The organism is Nitrincola tapanii, from assembly GCF_008368715.1.
Taxonomy (GTDB): Bacteria; Pseudomonadota; Gammaproteobacteria; order Pseudomonadales; family Balneatricaceae; genus Nitrincola; species Nitrincola tapanii.
Genome location: NZ_SMRS01000003.1, coordinates 236,547 through 256,078 on the forward strand (window position 1 = coordinate 236,547; position 19,532 = coordinate 256,078).

Sequence of the window (19,532 nt, forward strand, 5' to 3'; positions counted from 1 at the left end):
CCTAAGCCCATTCGGTTGTAAGCATTCAACGAGTGTCCGACAAGCGCTGTTTGAGTGCAATATTTTCTGTTAATAAATGTTCAATTCTAAGTTTCAAGCGCTGGATCTCTTCATCCTGAATCCGCATAGTAACGCGCGCCTCGATTAAGGCATCTTGTGTAGCGGGATCCACCGCTAGTGCAGGTGAAGATGTTTTGATTGTAAAGAGCTCACGCTCCAGCTTGCTGTGCTCCTTATCTAACTGCTGTTTTTCCTCCAAAATTCGTGTGTATTTATTCATCAACTCCGCCTGCTGAGCTTGCAGAGCGCGCAACGTCACTTGTGCTTTTTGCTCCGCTGCATCAAGTGCTCGGCGCAAGCTGACCTCACGCTCGGCGCTTCCTTGTCGTTCAGTTTGATATTGTTGTTCGGCATAGGCTAAAGCTCGATCCCAGGCCTGGCTCGCCAGACTCAGAACCGCTTCAGGAATCTCTGGACGCTGAGGTTGCTGCATGCGCTGTGCAAGCTGCTCCCACCATTCATTTAAAGCACGATTGATCGTAGTTAAGCTGCCACTGCCAATCCGCTCACGAACATTCTGTTGCGTGGGTTTGATCCCTTCTTTTAAAAGTGCATCAGCCGTGTCATAAACAGCCTGGCGTGTACCGACTCGCATCTTCATCGCATCTCGTATATTAAGTACATAATACGTATTAATAGTATTAACTATACCTCAAGTCTTTCCCCTTCTGATAGAGCGGCCACCTCGATCATTAGTGGCCACTTTGGTAGACTATTCTTTTGATTTTTTTCTGAGGTTTTTCCTGAATGAATGCACCCAAGGTGGGCTTTGTCAGTCTCGGTTGCCCAAAAGCATTGGTCGATTCTGAACGTATTTTGACGCAACTGCGGACAGAGGGTTATGACATTTCACCCTCTTATGACAATGCCGATATTGTGGTCGTGAATACCTGTGGTTTTATTGACAGCGCTAAAGCTGAATCCCTGGATGCGATTGGGGAAGCCATTAAAGAAAATGGCCGCGTCATCGTCACCGGTTGTTTGGGGGTGAATGAAGATGAGATTCGTGCCTTGCACCCTCAAGTCTTAACTGTGACCGGCCCCCAGGCTTATGAATCAGTTGTCGGCGCTGTCCATGAGTATGCCCCTTTCCAGTCAGAGCACGATCCTTTTACTAGCCTAGTACCGCCTCAAGGCATCAAGCTGACGCCTCGTCACTATGCTTATGTGAAAATCAGTGAAGGGTGTAACCATCGCTGTACCTTCTGCATCATTCCTTCTATGCGCGGTGATCTCGTTTCACGCACGGCGGATGATGTTTTAAATGAAGCCGAACGTTTAGTCAAAGCCGGTGTCAAGGAACTCTTAATTGTTTCTCAAGATACAAGTGCTTATGGGCTTGATCTTAAGTATCCAATTCGTTTTTGGAATGGGCGTCCTGTCAAAACTCGATTGCTTGAGTTGGCTGAAGCCTTGGGTTCACTCGGGGTGTGGGTACGCCTGCATTATGTCTATCCCTATCCTTCGGTCGATAAGGTTATCCCCCTCATGGCGGAAGGTAAAATCCTGCCTTATCTCGACATTCCTTTCCAGCATGCCAGCCCGCGTGTTCTTAAAGCCATGAAGCGCCCAGCACATGCCGAAGACACCTTAGAGCGCATCCGCGCTTGGCGTGCGATCTGTCCGGAGTTGATCATTCGCAGTACCTTTATTGTGGGCTTCCCAGGAGAAACTGAAGAGGACTTCCAGCTCCTGCTGGACTTCTTGGAAGAAGCACAGCTTGATCGTGTCGGCTGCTTCCAATATTCACCCGTTGAGGGCGCGCCTGCGAATGCCTTGGCTGATCCAGTACCCGATGAGATCAAACAGGAACGTTGGGAACGTTTTATGGCGGTTCAGGCTAAAATTAGTGCGGCGAAACTGCAGGCGCGTATCGGCCAAGAGATTCAAGTGATCATTGATGAAGTGGTGGAAGAAGGCGCGGTGGGTCGTAGCCAAGCCGATGCTCCTGAAATTGATGGTCAGGTCTTTATCGATCATGCGACACACCTAGAGCCAGGCAGCATCGTGCGTGTGCGTGTAGTGGATGCCGATGAATACGATCTCTGGGCCGAACTGATCGACTAATCACTTGAACTTAACATCTGCGCCCCCATTATCAACGTACATGAGTTAATCTGCGTTAAACGTTGAATTGGGGGCGTCCATGCATCGTCACTTCATTACACCTTTTCAGTCTTTACCCACCAAGCTCGCGGTATTTCCACTGCCCAATGTGGCCTTGATGCCGGGCGCTCGCCTGCCCTTAAATATTTTTGAACCACGCTATATTGCCATGGTTCAAGATGCGCTGAACTCTTCACGTTTGATCGGCATGATTCAACCCGCAACAGAGGGTGGTCAGCTGGCTGCCGTGGGGGGCGCGGGTCGTATCCAATTTTTTAATGAAACCGATGATGGTCGCATTGAAATTATTCTGACCGGGGTCTGTCGCTTTGAATTAAATGCGCTGGAAGAAACTGCATCAGGCTACTTGCTGGGTACGCCAGACTGGCAAAGATTTCAAGGCGATTACGAGGCCGAATTGAAGTTAAATAGCGATCGGCAGCGCATTTTTCTCGATCATTTGGAGGCCTACGCCCATTCCAATCGACTGGCTGTAGATCGTGAAGCGCTCAATGAAATGGATGGACTGCAATTAGTGAATGGCTTGATTACCGGCATGCCTTTTCCAGGTGAGGATAAACAAAGTTTATTGGAGATCGAGCGCGCAGAAGATCGCTTAGATTGGCTTGAAACTTACCTTGCTTTAAAAGCGAATGCCGGCACGAGCGAAGCACTGCGGCATTAATGCTAAGCGCCTAATTGCGCACCTAAGAATTCACTGCTAATCTGCAAGGACTTGGATGTATCGATGGGTGTCTTCCTTTCGGTCGGGAAGTCTGCGTTGCTGACGTGATCTTCTTTATATTTTGTGACATGGAGTGTCGAGTATGTCGTTTCAGCTCAGTCCATCACTTTTTCTCACCAGTTTTAATGCCTATTGGTCAGAAACCGATCAGCATTCGCGCCAGGTCATCTGTCGTGGTGATCTCAATGCGCGCTTAGATTTTGCGCAAGAGCTGCGTGATGTATTTCTCGACACCCCTTCACCTCAGCGTGATGCCGACTCCGAAACACCCGCAGACTTAGAGGCAACACGTCCTCATCCGCCCCATCCCTTTACGATTTATCCGGCGCCCTTACGCCCAAGCAAACCCCAACCTATCACCTGGTTAAAATGGCTGCCCTTATACCGTCGCTGCGTGCTCAACCAATATCTCGATAAGGTACAAATTTATCGTAAAGATCGTCGGCATTGGCGTTGCGCTTTAGTCCGCGCACAAAAATCTTTTCAGGATGCCTGTGAAGAGTATGAGCTGCAAATGCGCGCTTGGGAGATGAATCGCCGTTTTATTCAGGAAGGCGTCTACCGCGCTCAATCTTTGCAACGCAAAGAAGCAAACCAAAGCCCACAAAAAAGAGCTGATCATCTAAAAACAGCGCTGGAGCAATTGCATTGGCCAACGCCTGTACACCTCCTTTTTACACTCGATGCCAAAGCTGCCCGCCTCAGAATGCACGTGGTATTACCGGCACTGAAGTCGGATATTTTTTCTCGGTTAGACGCAGAAGCTAAAACCTCACTCTACACTCGTTATGTATATGGTTGCGTCACTCGCTTGGCAGGTTATACCTTTAACCAACTGGCCGATATTCAAACCCTGGATATCTACCTACAAGCCCCTGATGCCCGCTTTAGCGCCCCTCCTTGTTTGTTACAAGTCAATCTCTTGCGTGACGCCTATGAGCATGGTTTCGCACGACTGCTCGCGCATAAAAATCCACAAACTTTTATCGAAGAGTTCCTCTTGATGCGTCATCTAGGAGATGAAGGGATGCTTCTGCCCTTCCCTCTAACGCCAGCTTCCTGAAAGCACTCTCCCTTAGGTTCTGCTAAACTCCGAACTTTTATTCCCATAGGATAAAGTGATGTTTGGTGAAACTGATCCTTCCCCATTGCGCATGGATCTGCCCACTTTGCAGGATTTTCTTGCCCGGGAGTTTCCACAATTCGAGGGTGAAGTCCTAAGTCTCAACGAAACCTGCTGCTGTCTAGGTTTACAGATAGAAGATAAGCATTTACGCCCAGGTAGGACGGTCTCAGGGCCAACCTTAATGGCACTAGCGGATGTTGCGCTTTATGCTGCAATCTTGGCACGCTTAGGTCCGATTGCACTGGCTGTCACCACGGATTTCACCTGCCACTTTTTAAATAAACCTTCTGCGGACCGACCCCTTTTGGCCGAAGCCTCTTTATTAAAGCTGGGCAAACGTCTCGTGATTGGTGAAGTGCGCCTTTTCAGCGAGGGCGAGCAGGCTTGTCTGGCGCATGTGGTTGCCACCTACTCGATCCCACCTCAGCTGACGAATGCTCGGGTTTGAACCTTAAATTTTTATCGAATGATCTCGCGTCCTCAGCTAGAATTTGCGCAACTTTTTCTTTGAGTAAATCGATCATGCCAAAAGCTTCTGAAGTGAAACGTGGCCACGTTGTTGAAATCAATGGCTCCCTTTACATCGTACAAAACGTTGACGTAAAAAGCCCTTCTGCACGCGGTGCGGCGACCCTATACAAAATGCGCTTTGCTCAGGTTCCGGGTGGGCGTAAGTATGAAGAAACCTTTGTTGGGGATGATCTGCTCAAAGATATTCAGCTCGAAAGACGTAAAGTCTCTTATCTGTATAAAGAAGACGATCTTTACACCTTCATGGATGCTGAAGATTACAGCCAATACACCATTAATGCCGAGATGATTGAACCCCAGCTGCCCTATCTGATGGACGGTATGGAAGGGATCGTGGCGCTTTTGGTTGATGGGAATATGATTGCCTTAGACCTACCTAGCACCGTCGTCATGGAGATTCTGGAAACCGTACCCGGTATGAAAGCAGCCAGCGCAACAGGCCGTACTAAACCGGCACGCTGTGCAACCGGACTTGAACTGCAAGTACCTGAGTATATTGAGGCGGGTGAAAAGGTCAAAATCAATACCGAAACAGGTAAGTTCCTGTCGCGTGCCTAAGACACCCCGAGTTTGACTACAGCGGCCTTGGCCGCTGTTTTTGTTTACAGTATCAAACAAAGAAAACTTGCACTGGGATTAAATACTGTATATAAATACATGTACTGTATAAATGACCAGTTAGGTAGTCGATATGTACACTGCACATACCGCTGTTGAATCCATTACCACCGATCATCGCTTGTTATTACCCATGCTGGCTTTAGCCAGCCACAGCCAGCGCTGGATCACCTTGATGAATCCGGCCTCCCTGCCATCTCAGGCAGAATTAAAACACGCCGGCATCGATCCCTCTCGCTTACGTGTTATTCAAAGCCAAGGAAAATATGAAGTAGAAAGGTATCTTGAGCAGGCCTGCCGAGCGGGCACCAGCAGCTTAGTGCTCGCTTGGACGGGCAAGCGTTTGAAGCCTGACCAGATGTCGCGGCTGCAGGAGGCTTGTCGCCAGGGTGAAACCCTATGTATGTTGATGAACACCCAGGGCCATGCGATGCATGCCGACCGGTCTGTTACGGAAGAGCAGATCGAGCTTGCTCTTTAACCAATATAGATATCGGCATCCTGCTTTAAGCCAAGATCACCAACAAAGCACCTAGCACAATCAAGCCAATCCCCCAAACGTCCCGTGGTTTCAAACGCTCGCGAAACCACTGGGCGGAGATTAATAAAGTGAATAGCACTTCAATCTGGCCAAGTGTTTTGACCAGTGCCACACTTTCTAAACTCATCGCCGTAAACCAACCGACGGATCCCAAAGCGCTAAAAAAACTGATGGCTAGGGTAAGCTTAGGCCTGAACCATAAAGCTTTCAGGGTATGTGGCTCTCGCAATAGGATCCAAGCCAGCAAGATCAGAGTTTGTGTCAGAATGACGCTCAAGAGCACCCAAGCGGCACTGATCAGAAACGGCAAACCGAGCATCAAGCTTGCTTCACGCACCCACAAAACCGTCAGCGCAAAGCACAAACCACTGGATAAGCCGATCAACAGGGTTTTCCAGGAAATGGATCGCAAGGGGCCCGGATTAGACAATAACCAAACGGCTAAAGCACCTACTAGCACACCCGACCAAGCCACCCAGCTTAAAGGGGCACTAAAAAACACAGCCCCAAGGCCGGCCGCAATCACAGCCTCACTCTTCGCCAAGCCCACACCTATCGCATAGTTACGGAGACGAAAAAGCATAATCATCAAGGCGGTGGCGGCAATCTGCGCCAACGAAGCGAGAAGAATTAAACGTGCAAAATCAAAGGATAATGGCGGCGAAGGTGCCGGAATAAACCGATACAGTAGATAAAGATAGAGAGCCGCCAAAGGGCTCGCATAGAGAAAGCGCGCCAGCGTGACACCCGCCGTACTGACCTCCTGGCTTAAGCGTTTCTGGAACGCATTACGCCAAGACTGCATAAAGGCAGCAAAAATCGTAAATGGAATCCAAAGAGGGATCAAAGCGTAACCTTAATGCAGAGGCAAGACATTCTATCAGTTTTGCAGCCTGTCTCGCGCTGTTGAGAGTGTGCAGGTGGATTGCAGAAAACGAGCTGCTACTCAGGAGCGGGGAATCATAACAAAAGGCGAATTGCCGATGCAAAGCAACGGCAACTCTAGGAACTGATTAGTCTTGAGTCGGGGTGGAAGGCTTGCTGGCAAAGCGCTGAGCCAGTACCGCCTCATCCTCCAAAACAAGCAACGCCTGCCCGGCCTGGATACGCCCTCCTGCCGTCACGCGCAATTGACTCACGACTCCATCGACAGGTGCGTGTATTGGAATCTCCATTTTCATCGATTCTAAAATCATCAATGTCTGCCCTGCCTTAACACTCGCGCCCATCTGCACCTCGACTTGCCAAACACTACCGGAAACCGGACTGTCTAGCACACAGGCGTCTTCGGGCCAGTCTTGCTCAATCGTTTCACTTATGACCTCTTCGACCACATAATCAAACTGCCCCTGTGCATGCCAACGCGCTAACTCCTCATCAAATGCCCGATTGCGCTGCAAGGTAAAGTCGGTAATTTCTTGTGCATGTGCATCGATAAACGCCTGATATTCAGAGAGGGAGAAGTGGCTCTCTTCAATCCGTAAAGGATAACGCCCTTGTGGAAAATCTTGCCGAATCTTCTGCAACTCATCCTGACTCACTTCATAAAAGCGGATCTGATCAAAAAAGCGTAGCAACCAAGGTTGCTCAAACGCTTGGGTACGACGATAACGGTTCCACATTTGTAGAGTTCGTCCGACAAACTGATACCCTCCCGGCCCCTCCATACCATAGACACAAAGATAGGAACCGCCGATTCCGACTGAGTTTTCGGCGGTCCAGGTTCGAGCTGGATTGTATTTGGTTGTGACCAATCGATGGCGTGGATCGATCGGCGTCGCCACAGGGGCACCTAAATACACATCCCCTAAACCCATGACTAAATAGGAGGCTGAAAAAAGAATATGTTTGACTTCATCAATCGATTCTAATCCATTGATACGTCGAATAAATTCTAGATTACTTGGGCACCAAGGTGCATTTTGGCGCACGGACTGGGTGTACTTTTCAATCGCTAACTGGCACGCCACATCGTCCCAAGAAAGAGGTAAATAAAGAATCCGTGAGGGCACCTTCAAATCTGCAAGCTGATTGGCCAGTTCGCGCTCACCCTCTTCTATATGAGCCAGTAGGCGATCATGGCTCAATTGCTGGCTGTCAAAATGGATTTGCAGTGAGCGAATCCCCGGGGTCAATTCGCGCAAACCCGGTAAAGGATGCTGCTCTAACCACTGCATCAAAGCATGCGCACGAAAACGCAAGCGCAGATCCAACTCTTGCGCGCCATACTCAACCAGCAAAAAGTGATCTCCCGCAAGACGACAGGTGATTTCATCACCGAAGATCGAGGCGGGAAGCTGCGCTAGAATTGGGCTGGTAATGGTAATAGGTTGCCAAGGACAGGGCTGGGGTTGCAAATGGGCAATTTGCTGTTGTTGTGCCGCTTCTAGTGCCACGGCTTGTGGCAAATCCACGGCGACAAAGCGGAGCTTATCTCCAGCACGCAGTTGGCCGATCTTCCAAAGATCGGCTGTGATAACGGTCGCAGGACAGACAAACCCGCCGAGGGAGGGGCCATCTGGTCCCAGAATTACCGGCATATCTCCGGTAAAATCGACCGTTCCAAACGCATAAGCATTGTCATGAATGTTAGAGGGATGCAGCCCCGCTTCCCCTCCATCGCGTCGTGCCCAATTGGGTTTCGGGCCGATCAAGCGCACGCCGGTTCGGCTGGAGTTATAGTGCACCTCCCAATCCGCTGCGAAAAAAGCCTGGATATCCTCTTCGGTAAAAAAGTCGGGCGCTCCATGAGGACCATAGATGACACGAATCTGCCAGTCATGGCTGATTTCTGGCCTGAGCTCGACCGGCACCGTCTTTTTGGCCTTCGATGAAAGTAGCTGTACAGGCAAGAGTTTAAGCATATCCCCCGCACGTAGAGGACGGCCGTTATGACCGCCAAATTGGCCAAGGGTAAAGGTAGATTTAGAGCCTAAATATTCCGGACATTGAAATCCACCCCGCACAGCCAAATAGGCTCGTGCACCGGCATGACGAATGCGGCCCAGACTCAGGGTTTGCCCAGCTTCAACCTGCACTATCTGCCAGAGTGGTACGGGATGATTGTCTAATTGGGCGTCAATCTCAGCCCCGCTAATTACAATCTGGGTCGTTTGCGCAAACTTCAAAATGGGTCCCTGCAGGGTGATCTCCAGCACGGCGGCATCGACTGGATTATCCAGTACGCGGTTCGCCAGCCTTAATGAATAGGAATCAAAGGCACCCGAAGGGGGCACGCCGACATTCCAATAACCCTGACGACCTGGAAAATCTTGCAGAGTCGTTTGAGTTCCACCCTGAATCACCTCAACACGTGCGGGTTGGAAATCAACACTATTTAAATAACGTGTCGTGACCTTGCCCGCCAAAAAGGTTTGATCCGCACTTAACTGACGTAAATACTCTAAATTGGTTTCGCTGCCATAAAGTTGAATGCATGATAAAACCTGCTGCAATTTTAAAATGGCCTGATCTCGATCGTCTGCTTTGACAATGACTTTAGCTAACATGGGGTCAAAGAAAGGGGGCACTTCAATCCCGGTTTCGATCCAGTGATCAATGCGCACCCCCTCTTCTTCAGGGAAAAAAACATGGCTGAGTAAACCGGCAGAGGGTTGAAAGCCACGTCCGGGATCTTCCGCATAGACCCGTACTTGAATAGCATGACCTTGTGCGTTGAGCGTTTGACGCACAGCCTGTAAATCAGGTGATTGGCCCGCCGCGATTTCGAGCATCCACTGCACAAGATCAATTCCGTAAACCTCTTCTGTGACACCATGCTCTACCTGCAGGCGCGTATTCACTTCTAAAAAGTAAAAAGCTTGTGTCGAATCATCATAGATAAACTCGACTGTTCCGGCGTTCCGATACTGCACACTTGCCAGCAAGCGCTCGGCAGTTTGATACAGCGCTTGACGCAGCTCATCCGTCAAGTGAGGTGCTGGACACTCCTCAATGACTTTCTGATTACGACGTTGGCTGGAGCAATCACGCTCTCCTAAAGCCAAAGCCTGACCCTGGCCATCCCCAATCACTTGCACTTCAATATGACGCGCCCGAGCGATGAATTTTTCTAAGAAAACACCATCATTGGCAAAGTTATTCGCACCTAGGCGCTTCACCGATTCAAACGCGCTTTCTAAGGCCTGCGCATCCTCACAAAGCTGCATACCAATGCCACCGCCGCCCGCCGTACTTTTTAACATGACGGGATAACCAATCGCTTCTGCGGCCACTAATGCACGGGCAAGATCGGTGAGGAGTGCCGAGCCCGGTAGCAGAGGCACCCCTGCTTGCTCTGCGAGTTCACGTGCTCGATGCTTTAAGCCAAACTCCAGCATCTGTGCAGAGGTCGGCCCAATAAAAACCACCCCAGCAGCGGCACAACGCTCAACAAACAGCGCATTTTCACTTAAAAAACCATACCCCGGATGAATGGCTTGAGCACCGGATTGTTCCGCGATCTGTAAAATCCGCTCCATATTCAAGTAGGTATCGGCCGCACCGCCCTCACCTAGGCAATAGGCTTCATCCGCCTGTTTGACATGTAAACTTTCGGTATCTGATTCGGCATACACTGCGACCGAAGCGATCCCTAAGCGTTTCAGCGTCCGCATAATCCGTGTAGCGATGGCACCTCGGTTAGCAATCAGAACTTTATCGAACATAAATGATCCTGGCGCGGGTCGTCCCGGCAGATGAAGTACGACAGTGGCCGTCCACTGAAGAGGGTTTACGCGGTGATTAATTCCAGATCAGTAGCTCAACCGGTGTCGGGTTATAGCCATTGCATGGATTGTTCAGTTGTGGGCAGTTGGAGACAAGTACCACCAAATCCATTTTTGCCGTCATTTCTACATATTTTCCTGCCGCTGAAATACCGTCGGCAAAACTGAGTCCACCGTCTTGTGTCACAGGCACATTCATAAAAAAATTCACATTATGACTAATGTCGCGTTTTTGAATGCCATACTCGGGGTGCTCAGTGATCGCCAGCATCCAGCTATCACGGCAAGCATGCATACAACGCTTTTCGAGGTCATAACGCACGGTATTACTCTCTGTGGCGCAAGCGCCTCCTAGGGTGTCATGACGGCCACAGGTATCCGCCACAATTTCCAGCATGGGGCGATTCAAATTGGACCTCAATACTGACCCTGAGGTGAGATAGATATTGCCCTGTTCGCGCAGAGTATCCATTGCGCTGTAACGCTCGCTTGGGTCTTCGGCGTTGTAAAAGAGGGTATCGGCGGCTTGATTCCCTTCAAGATCCACCAGGCGTAACGTTTGGCCACATTCTATTCGGCCAATAAAATAATCGCCTGCAGCGATCTGGTGGCGTGACAATGCTGCTTCAGCTAAGCGTGTACTGGTCGTGATCATCTTCAACTCCTCAACGTCCGAGGTAATAGAGCGCGTTATTCTGAAAACCCCGACGATTTTCGGAACAAAAGTTTAGGCACTCATCGGCATCGGTCACCGGATCGGCCAGACCTAGTTCAATGCGAACTGGACGCATCGGATATTCCTCTGCTGTGTTCAGCGGATGAGGACAGGTGTGTAAAATCACGAGCGTGTCCATTTCAAAGCGCAATGTGACCTGACTCCCAGCTGGGCTGTGTTCGGCACACCAGGTGATCTCTCCGGCTTCATCACTGATGACCTTGCTGAACCAATTTATATTGGCGGCAAGATCCGCACGATTCAGACCATATTTTGCCAGCTCAACCAAAAAGGCATCCTGGCCATTTTGATGCCACGCATTACGATCCTGTTGATAGTCACGCTGCCCCCAGCGTGCTGCCACACTCTCGGCGTGACTATTTCCAAAGGTGGTGTCGTGCCAACCTAAAGAATCCTCAATAATCGAAGCAAAAATGCGCCCCATGTCTGAATACAGGCAATGGCCACGTGACAGCTTAAAGGTGTGCTGGCACTTCAAAGTATCGGGCGCGTTGTAGCGTTCAAATAGGTTTTCTGGGTTATAAAACAGCATGCCAAGGTTTGCGCCTCCCTGAAGATCCGTCAGGCGCATAACCGTACCGCGATTCATTCTCAGGGACCAATGTCCACCCGCGATGATATCCGTGGTGTATTCAATTGATTTCATAAAGTTTGTCCGTTTCTTTTTCAGTTAAGGTCACAGACTGATCGATTTTTTCAAAGGTGCGATGATCCGTATTGCCGACCGCTAGATCATAGGTAATGCTCGCGCCATAGGCGTGAGGTGCTTGAGGGTCATGGCGAGTTTTATCAAATACCCATAATCGGGTGCCAAGATAAAATCCCTCTTTCAGATCATGTGTCACCATAAAGACCGTCAGTTGATGTTCGCGCCACAAGCGCAATACCAGCTCGTGCATATCCGCCCGGATACCCGGATCGAGCGCACCGAAGGGTTCATCCAACAACAGAATCCGCGGCTTACCTAACAGAGCCTGGGCAATCGCTAAGCGTTGACGCATGCCACCTGAAAGCTCGGCAGGATAGAGTGAGTGTGCATTTTCCAGCCCGACCTCCCTTAGCATCACCATGGCTTCATCCCGTGCCTGCCGCTTGGCTGCCCCAAACAACCAGCCCGTCAGACCTGGACGCTGAAAGCCCTTAGCCGCCATCACATTCTGCAACACTGTCATGTGTGGGAAGACTGAGTATTGTTGGAACACGATGCCACGGTCGGCACCGGGTTCTGCAGGTATCGGCTGACCATCCAGCAATAACTCACCGCTGCTCAGCGTTTCTGTGCCAAGCAGCATCTTTAAGAACGTGCTTTTACCACAGCCGGATGCCCCTACGAGTGTGATGAACTCACCCTCTTTCACTTTTAGATTGATCTGTTCCAGAACGACCTTATCGCCATAACGCTTCCATAAATTGCGTGCTTCAAGCATCAATGGCCTCCTTTATTCTGCCAAGGGAACAGGCGACGGCTAAGCCCCGCTAAGGCGGCATCAATCATAAAAGCCAAAAGAGTGATCCAGGCTACATAAGGCAGAATGACGTCCATCGACATATAACGACGAACCAAAAAGATGCGGTATCCCAAACCATCGGTTGCGGCAATCGCTTCTGCCGCGATTAAGAATAACCAACCTGCACCTAGCGAAAGGCGAACAGAATCGATTAAGCGTGGCAGCAGCTGTGGCAGCAGCACTCGGCAGATGATCTGGCTGGTATTCGCGCCCAGGGTTTGAGCTTTCACCAACTGTTCCATCGGTATTTCAAGGGTACGGCGCTGAAGATCACGCGCAATAAAAGGGGTAATTCCGAGCGCAATTAACGCCACCTTAGCCGGTTCACCTAACCCAAACACGATAAACAGAATGGGCAGGATGGCTAAGGGCGGAATCAGGGAAACCACCGTCAACAAAGGGCTGGTCAGTGCCGAAACCATCGGCAGCGCACCCGTCGATAAACCCAAAATCAAGCCCAAGCTTGCAGCCAAGAGCACTCCTAACCCCAAGCGAGTTAAGCTGCTCGCGGTATCGGCCCAGAGTTGGTATTCACCGGTACGTCGGTTCGGCTCAAAAGCCATGCGTTGAATCGCATCCCCAATCTGACTAAAGCTAGGCAAAAGTTTATCGTTCGGGTTTTCGGCCAAACGTGCATCCGATGCCAGGAGGTAAACCAAGAGCAGTAGCACAAAGGGTAAGATCCCTAAAGCTAGACGCAAGCCCGGTGTCGGCGTTTGATTGATCAGACGTTTCATACGGCATCCTTAAACAAAGAGCGTCCCTGCTCCAGCATGATGTTTAGAGCTGACCATCCATCGCCATCTGCATGAAGCTCGGATTAAAACGCAGCTGCACATTTTGTGGATTGCCATAAAGACCGCTGGGTGTTTCGATGCCGATAAATCCGGCGTCCGGGGCCCCCTCACCCAGCAGACCATGTTCGAAGGAAAACTCCGCCACGTACTGCATGGTTGTCATTAAGGTGGGACTGTGTGTGAGATTTAACGCCTGCTCTGGGGTGTAGAACATCTCAGTGCTGGCTAATTGTGCTTCGTACCCAGCTAAATCGGTACCCGAAGCTTCGGCCATCAAAGTTTTGGCGACTGTAGCCGCTTCGCTCTCAGCACTCATGATTTCCATCACTTCATACCAGGCACCGGTCAGTGCTTTACCTAACTCAGGATGCTTCTCTAGAGTGGCCGTATTAATGACCAATAGATCAATAATCTCACCCGGAATCTGTGAGGAATCAAAGACTTTATAACTATTAGGAAGAGAAACTATTTCATTGAGCAGAGGGTTCCAAGTGGCAACGGCAGTCACACCCGATGTGCCAAAGGCCGCGACAAGATCCGCATCAGACGTGTTGACCACTTGTATATCACGTTCAGTTAAGCCGACGCTGTCTAACGCACGTGCCAAGAGATAGTGAGAAACGCTCAACTCCACTAAATTGACGCGCTGGCCTTTAATGTCGCTTAGGGCTTTTTTCCCTTTCAGCACCACACCATCATTGCCATTTGAGAAATCACCTACGATTAAGGCGGTACTGTCAACGCCACCGGCGGCAGGAATGGTCAGCGCATCCATGTTGGTCATGGTGCAGGCATCAAATGCCCCGGCGGTATATTGATTGATAGATTCGATATAGTCATTGATCTGTACCACTTCGATCTCTATGCCATATTTGTCAGCCCATTTTTGTACGATACCTTTTTCATCAGCATAGGCCCAAGGCATCCAACCCACATAAATCGACCAGCAGACCTTAAAGGTATCACGGGCCATCGCATGGCTAGAAAGAAGGAGGGAAAAGAGTAAAACAGAGAAAAGGGAAAGTCGCTTCATAGCGCACCTCTCAGTCGGTTCGGTCGGTTGCTCACGGAGTACCCCCGGCATTACGCCTTCAGTCTCCCGGGCTTTTGTCCCGCCGTGTAACCTTTCACTGAAAGGTCGAGTGCTCTCGGACCAGTCACTGCCAATTGGCAGTCGGAACCCTAGCGCTCTATTTCATCAATTTTGTGTCACGTCATGTCAGGAGTACGGACAACTAACACTAGCAAGCGATATGCCAATCTAATCAAAGACCGTTATCAACACCGATAAGGGAGGTATTGCACAGATAAGATCCGCCCGCTCGCACCTAGATCGCACAATACAGGTGCAGATGCCTTAAGAATGCGTCAGAAAGAAGCATTTTTTCAACAGGATGGAATCAGTGCCAGCATCTCGGACCCTGAGACGACCTACCCGCAAGGGGCATACATCATCGGATAAAAGATTGTTTGAGTTTACATAATGTAAAGACAGTTTTGTCCCAGTTCATAAGCAAAGTAATCTTTAACTTTTGCTTAGACAGAGATTTAACTGTAAATGGTGCCTAGGGCCGGACTCGAACCGGCACGGGCTATTCGCCCGGGAGATTTTAAGTCTCCTGTGTCTACCGATTTCACCACCCAGGCAAGGGCTGAAAACCGCAGACCAATTCAGGTTGTCACACTTCCAGAATTAGCAGTTCATGTAGCGATTTAAAAAGATGGAGGCTGGAGTCGGAATCGAACCGGCGTACACGGAGTTGCAGTCCGCTGCATGACCACTCTGCCATCCAGCCCTTAACTCTTTTTAAATCTTTGCATATCTTCTTGAAATGCAGCCTGATTTGGAGCGGGAAACGAGACTCGAACTCGCGACCCCGACCTTGGCAAGGTCGTGCTCTACCAACTGAGCTATTCCCGCAACGCGATCAAGTGGTGCGTATTCTACGGATTCCTTTCACCAGGTCAATACTTTTTTTAAGTTTTTGTTTTTCAAGTTGTTTCTGTTCAAATTTTGAACAACCCTAAGGACTTAAATATCATCGCTCAAATGTGGCCAGGCCGCGCGCAGATACAAAATCATCGACCAGAGTGTCAAAAGTGCTGCAAGATAGAGCGTGAGCATGCCCAGCCAAGATAACCAATGGCCGACAGGCAAAGCGATCAAAATCAAGATTGCGATCATTTGCAGGGTGGTTTTGATTTTACCGACCATCGAAACCGCAACTTGAGCGCGCGCTCCAATCTCGGCCATCCACTCGCGCAGTGCGGAAATCACAATTTCGCGCCCTATGATGATGGCTGCTGCAATGGTGAGCAGCGGTGTTGCATAACTTTCAGCCAACACAACGAGTGCTGTGGCCACCATGAGCTTATCTGCCACAGGGTCTAAAAAAGCACCAAAGGGTGAACTTTGATCCAAACGGCGGGCAAGATAACCATCAAACCAATCGGTTAAGGCGGCCAACCCAAAGACGGCTGCCGCGACCCAAGAGGCCCAGTTAAAAGGTAAATAGTAAACCAGTACAAACACAGGAATTAATAGAATTCGCCCCAGTGTCAGCAGATTCGGAAGTTTCATTGAAAACAGCATGCGCAAGTCCTATTCAGCTGTCTGGATGCAAGCTTGCCCAAATCGTCTGAGCAAGTGTCTGACTTATGGTAGAGACTTTTGCAATTTCTTCAACACTTGCGTTCTCTATCTCTTTGACACTGCCAAAATACTTTAATAATTCTCGCCGACGTTTGGCGCCCACACCGGGGATATCTTCAAGGACCGAACGCTGGCGTTGCTTGCCGCGTCGCGCTCTATGGCCCGTGATCGCAAAGCGATGTGCTTCATCACGAATTTGTTGTAAGAGATGTAAGGCAGGTGAATCCCCTTGTAAAACGCGCGTTTCCTGTGTTTGAGGATCGATCAGGACTTCAAAACCCGCTTTGCGGGTTGGTCCCTTAGCGATACCTAAAATACGGACGCTCTGCACCTGCAGCTCCGCTAATACTTGCAAAGCCTGACTGACCTGCCCCTTCCCTCCGTCTATGATCAATAGATCGGGTAATTTACCCTCGCCTTTTTTCAAGCGCTGATAACGCCGCTTGAGCGCTTGATCCATCGCGGCATAATCGTCACCGGGGGTGATACCTTCGATGTTAAAGCGCCGATAGTCTGATTTCAGCGGCCCTTTATCGTCAAATACCACGCATGAGGCAACCGTTGCTTCACCTGAGCTATGGCTGATATCAAAGCACTCCATACGCTGGATGGGTTGTTCCAGTGCAAGCAGCGCCTGTAACTGCTGATAACGCGCCGCGAGATGCTGCGCTTGCGCTAAATGGCTGGATAATTGTTGTTCAGCATTGGTCTGTGCCAATCTTTGCCATGCCGCTCTATCCCCGCGAACTCGATGCGCCAGGTGGACTTTACGATGCGCTTTGGCAGATAAGGCCTGCTCTAAACACTCTTGATCTTCTAAGCCTTGCGGCAAAATCACATGAGGAGGAATCTCACGCACCGAGGCAAAATAAAACTGTGCAATAAAAGCGGATAACAGAGATTCCTGCCCTTCATCGAGTGCCAGTTTGGGGTAATAGACCCGACTTCCAATAATGCGCCCACCGCGCACGAATAAGGCATGTACACAGGCTTGTCCCGACCCCAGCGCACAGCCAAAAATATCCGCCTCTCCGCCGTCTGCCGAGATGGACTGCTGCTCTTGCACCTGGCGCAGGGCTTGGATTTGATCACGCAACGCTGCGGCTTTTTCAAAGTTCAGAGCACTGGCGGCCTGCTCCATCTGTGTAGCGATCTCCTCAATCACGCCCTGGTTCTTACCCTCCAAAAACATCTGCGCATGACGTAAATCACGCTGGTAATCTTCTGGACTAATCAACTCCACACAGGGCGCTGTACAACGATCAATTTGATGCTGCAAACAGGGGCGTGATCGATTGCGAAAAAAGCTCTCTTCACATTGACGAATACGAAACAGCTTTTGCAGAAGGTTCAAGCTTTCCCGCACAGCGCCACCGCTTGGGAAGGGGCCAAAATAACGTCCGGCCTCACGCTTAGCGCCACGATGGAAACGCACCGCAGGATAGGTATCGGTGGAGGAGATAAATATATAGGGATAGGACTTATCATCCCGTAATAAAATATTGTAAGGCGGTTTTTGCGATTTGATCAGATTTTGTTCAAGTAACAGCGCTTCCGTTTCACTCTGTGTCACGGTCACTTCGATTCGCCTGATATGCGAAACCAGTGCGCGTGTTTTGGTGCCCAAACCGCTGCTGCGAAAATAGCTGGCCAACCGATTTTTCAGATGGCGTGCTTTTCCCACATAGAGAATACGATCCTGAGCGTCGTACATCTGATAGACGCCGGGTCGACTATTCAAGGTCGCCAGGAACGCCTGACTGTCGAAAGCCGGATTAGACATCAGTTTGAAGTTTTAAGCGCCAGCTTTTTATTCGCGTCCATATGCAAATGTGTTGCTTCGTTATGAATACGCTGTAGCTGCTCACGCGTCGCATCGTTGATGCCCGCTCCACGCGATAGAGACACCTCCAGATACACACCTATCTCAGCATAATAATAGATGCGCGCATTAAACGAGCGTGCACGCTTAAGCTTGGTCAAAGAGATTTGTGCACCGTTGACGAGGATGTTGTTGATATCATTGTCTGACAAGAGGGGGTGGCGGTGACTCTCCAAGCTGCTGGAAGAATCGGTGCTCAAACAAGCGTGACGACTTGGCATAAAGGGCAGACTCATGAGTATTTAACGTTATGTATAAACACTTTAGGCGCTTTAGAGAACAAAGTGAACCCGTTAAAGCCGCAAAATTATCTATTCTCTAGAATGAAAAAGAGCCGCCTAAGCGACTCGGGTTTGCAACGGGATCCGCTTACTTGCGCTCAGCCGCCGCAGCGTCTTTAGCGATCTCTTTTTTCAGAAAACCCACACCCAAAATAGTGATGACCACTACGGCCGCAATCACCGCAATGCTCGGGGCTAAAGAAATCAGACTGTATTTATCGATAGACAGCATAGAACTTACTCTCCTGAGTTTTATAATCATTAAGGTAAAGCGTGCAGATGGTGAAATTATAGAGGATCAACGCTTTGGCTCAAGCCTTTTTACTAAGCTAGAGGTATCCCAACGCCCACCACCTAAAGCTTGTACGTCAGCATAAAACTGATCGACCAGTGCGGTGATGGGTAAAGAAGCACCATTACGACGCGCCTCCTCTAACACTAGGCCTAAATCTTTACGCATCCAATCCACGGCAAAGCCAAAATCAAAGCGCTTTTCCAACATACTCTGATGCCGATGAGTCAGCTGCCAAGAGCCCGCTGCGCCATGTTGAATCACATCAAAAACCGCCTCGCCCTCTAAACCGGCACATTCTACAAAATGCACGGCTTCCGCCAGACCTTGCAAAAGACCGCCAATACAAATCTGGTTGACCATCTTAGCCAATTGACCGGCACCTGAAGCACCTAAGTGTTTCTGTGAGCGCGCATAGGCCGTCATTAAGGCTTCAGCACGTGCAAAATCTTCTTTTTCGCCGCCGACCATGATACTGAGCGTTCCCTGCTCAGCCCCTGCCTGGCCGCCTGATACGGGCGCATCCAAAAAACCGCAGCCTTGCGCTTGGGCTTGTGCGAACAGCTCACGCGCAACCTGAGCCGATGCCGTCGTATGATCAATTAAGAGACCGCCTTGGCTCAACCCTGCTAAAACGCCCTCACTGCCCAACACAACTGAGCGCAGATCGTCATCATTTCCGACACAGATGCATACAAACTCTGCACCCTGCGCGGCCTCAGCCGGGGTCGGTGCCAAATGACCAGGGTGTTTAGCCAACCAATCCGCTGCTTTCTGAGGGGTGCGGTTGTACACCTTTACCCTATGTCCCGCTGCCGCCAAATGCCCAGCCATCGGGAATCCCATCGTACCTAATCCAATAAATCCTACCTGCGCCATATCCACCTCATGCTTGAGCAATCAAGATCCGGTTGCTAACAATTCGCTTA

General features: G+C 50.0%; 19 protein-coding genes, 3 tRNA genes and 1 riboswitch. Of the genes, 6 read left to right on the top strand and 16 right to left on the bottom strand.

All coding sequences use genetic code 11. The features are described 5' to 3' along the window. Positions 1-25 precede the first annotated feature (25 nt). Positions 26-661, bottom strand: a complete 636-nt coding sequence (locus E1H14_RS05430) for a DNA-binding protein (RefSeq protein ID WP_149390435.1) — start codon at positions 659-661, stop codon at positions 26-28. 146 nt (positions 662-807) lie between these two features. Here E1H14_RS05430 and rimO point away from each other — a divergent pair, with 146 nt between their 5' ends. The 6 genes from rimO (at position 808) to E1H14_RS05460 (ending at position 5,667) form a co-directional block, all read left to right on the top strand. Next, positions 808-2,127, top strand: a complete 1,320-nt coding sequence (gene rimO / locus E1H14_RS05435) for a 30S ribosomal protein S12 methylthiotransferase RimO (protein ID WP_149390436.1) — start codon at positions 808-810, stop codon at positions 2,125-2,127. Between the two features lie 79 nt (positions 2,128-2,206). Then, on the top strand, positions 2,207-2,851 hold the full coding sequence (locus E1H14_RS05440; protein WP_149390437.1) for an LON peptidase substrate-binding domain-containing protein: 645 nt from the start codon (positions 2,207-2,209) through the stop codon (positions 2,849-2,851). A gap of 142 nt (positions 2,852-2,993) precedes the next feature. After that, positions 2,994-3,974 carry a hypothetical protein gene (locus E1H14_RS05445; protein ID WP_149390438.1) on the top strand — a complete coding sequence of 327 codons (981 nt, stop codon included), beginning with the start codon at positions 2,994-2,996 and terminating at the stop codon, positions 3,972-3,974. Between the two features lie 58 nt (positions 3,975-4,032). Then, positions 4,033-4,485, top strand: a complete 453-nt coding sequence (locus tag E1H14_RS05450; RefSeq protein ID WP_235017390.1) for a PaaI family thioesterase — start codon at positions 4,033-4,035, stop codon at positions 4,483-4,485. 74 nt (positions 4,486-4,559) lie between these two features. After that, a complete protein-coding gene (gene efpL, locus E1H14_RS05455) occupies positions 4,560-5,126 on the top strand; it encodes an elongation factor P-like protein EfpL (RefSeq protein WP_149390439.1) in 567 nt (188 codons plus the stop codon). A gap of 133 nt (positions 5,127-5,259) precedes the next feature. Next, complete coding sequence (locus E1H14_RS05460; RefSeq protein ID WP_149390440.1) at positions 5,260-5,667, top strand: SulA-like leucine-rich domain-containing protein; 408 nt, start codon at positions 5,260-5,262, stop codon at positions 5,665-5,667. Positions 5,668-5,692: 25 nt separating this feature from the next. Here the strand turns inward: E1H14_RS05460 and E1H14_RS05465 are convergent, their stop codons facing one another. From E1H14_RS05465 to E1H14_RS05530, 15 genes are all read right to left on the bottom strand, one after another. Continuing rightward, positions 5,693-6,574 (bottom strand): DMT family transporter, encoded by an 882-nt coding sequence (locus E1H14_RS05465; RefSeq protein WP_235017391.1) that lies wholly within the window; start codon positions 6,572-6,574, stop codon positions 5,693-5,695. Positions 6,575-6,740: 166 nt separating this feature from the next. Continuing rightward, positions 6,741-10,394, bottom strand: a complete 3,654-nt coding sequence (gene uca / locus E1H14_RS05470) for an urea carboxylase (RefSeq protein ID WP_149390441.1) — start codon at positions 10,392-10,394, stop codon at positions 6,741-6,743. 76 nt (positions 10,395-10,470) lie between these two features. Beyond that, the gene (locus tag E1H14_RS05475; RefSeq protein ID WP_149390442.1) at positions 10,471-11,109 is read right to left on the bottom strand and encodes an urea amidolyase associated protein UAAP2; all 639 of its coding nucleotides are present in this window, start codon (positions 11,107-11,109) and stop codon (positions 10,471-10,473) included. 10 nt (positions 11,110-11,119) lie between these two features. Further along, on the bottom strand, positions 11,120-11,836 hold the full coding sequence (locus tag E1H14_RS05480) for an urea amidolyase associated protein UAAP1 (protein WP_149390443.1): 717 nt from the start codon (positions 11,834-11,836) through the stop codon (positions 11,120-11,122). Then, positions 11,823-12,617: an ABC transporter ATP-binding protein gene (locus tag E1H14_RS05485; protein ID WP_149390444.1), complete on the bottom strand. Its 795-nt coding sequence runs from the start codon at positions 12,615-12,617 to the stop codon at positions 11,823-11,825. Before E1H14_RS05485 ends, E1H14_RS05480 begins: the two co-directional genes overlap by 14 nt. Further along, positions 12,617-13,435, bottom strand: coding sequence for an ABC transporter permease (locus E1H14_RS05490; RefSeq protein ID WP_149390445.1), 819 nt, complete (start codon positions 13,433-13,435; stop codon positions 12,617-12,619). Before E1H14_RS05490 ends, E1H14_RS05485 begins: the two co-directional genes overlap by 1 nt. A 43-nt stretch (positions 13,436-13,478) precedes the next feature. After that, the gene (locus E1H14_RS05495; RefSeq protein WP_149390446.1) at positions 13,479-14,528 is read right to left on the bottom strand and encodes a putative urea ABC transporter substrate-binding protein; all 1,050 of its coding nucleotides are present in this window, start codon (positions 14,526-14,528) and stop codon (positions 13,479-13,481) included. A 61-nt stretch (positions 14,529-14,589) separates the two neighbouring features. Next, positions 14,590-14,692: riboswitch (guanidine-I (ykkC/yxkD leader) on the bottom strand. 362 nt (positions 14,693-15,054) lie between these two features. After that, positions 15,055-15,142, bottom strand: a tRNA-Leu gene (locus E1H14_RS05500). 75 nt (positions 15,143-15,217) lie between these two features. Continuing rightward, positions 15,218-15,291 (bottom strand) — tRNA-Cys (locus E1H14_RS05505). Between the two features lie 49 nt (positions 15,292-15,340). Then, positions 15,341-15,416: transfer RNA gene (locus tag E1H14_RS05510), tRNA-Gly, on the bottom strand. A gap of 111 nt (positions 15,417-15,527) precedes the next feature. Next, on the bottom strand, positions 15,528-16,076 hold the full coding sequence (pgsA, locus tag E1H14_RS05515) for a CDP-diacylglycerol--glycerol-3-phosphate 3-phosphatidyltransferase (protein ID WP_149390524.1): 549 nt from the start codon (positions 16,074-16,076) through the stop codon (positions 15,528-15,530). A gap of 25 nt (positions 16,077-16,101) precedes the next feature. Continuing rightward, positions 16,102-17,931 (bottom strand): excinuclease ABC subunit UvrC, encoded by a 1,830-nt coding sequence (gene uvrC, locus E1H14_RS05520; protein ID WP_149390447.1) that lies wholly within the window; start codon positions 17,929-17,931, stop codon positions 16,102-16,104. Then, positions 17,931-18,251 (bottom strand): excinuclease ABC subunit C, encoded by a 321-nt coding sequence (locus tag E1H14_RS05525; RefSeq protein ID WP_149390448.1) that lies wholly within the window; start codon positions 18,249-18,251, stop codon positions 17,931-17,933. Before E1H14_RS05525 ends, uvrC begins: the two co-directional genes overlap by 1 nt. Before the next feature lie 148 nt (positions 18,252-18,399). After that, positions 18,400-18,543, bottom strand: a complete 144-nt coding sequence (locus E1H14_RS13150; protein WP_200834042.1) for a hypothetical protein — start codon at positions 18,541-18,543, stop codon at positions 18,400-18,402. Positions 18,544-18,609: 66 nt separating this feature from the next. Then, positions 18,610-19,482, bottom strand: coding sequence for an NAD(P)-dependent oxidoreductase (locus E1H14_RS05530; RefSeq protein ID WP_149390525.1), 873 nt, complete (start codon positions 19,480-19,482; stop codon positions 18,610-18,612). Positions 19,483-19,532: the final 50 nt, after the last annotated feature.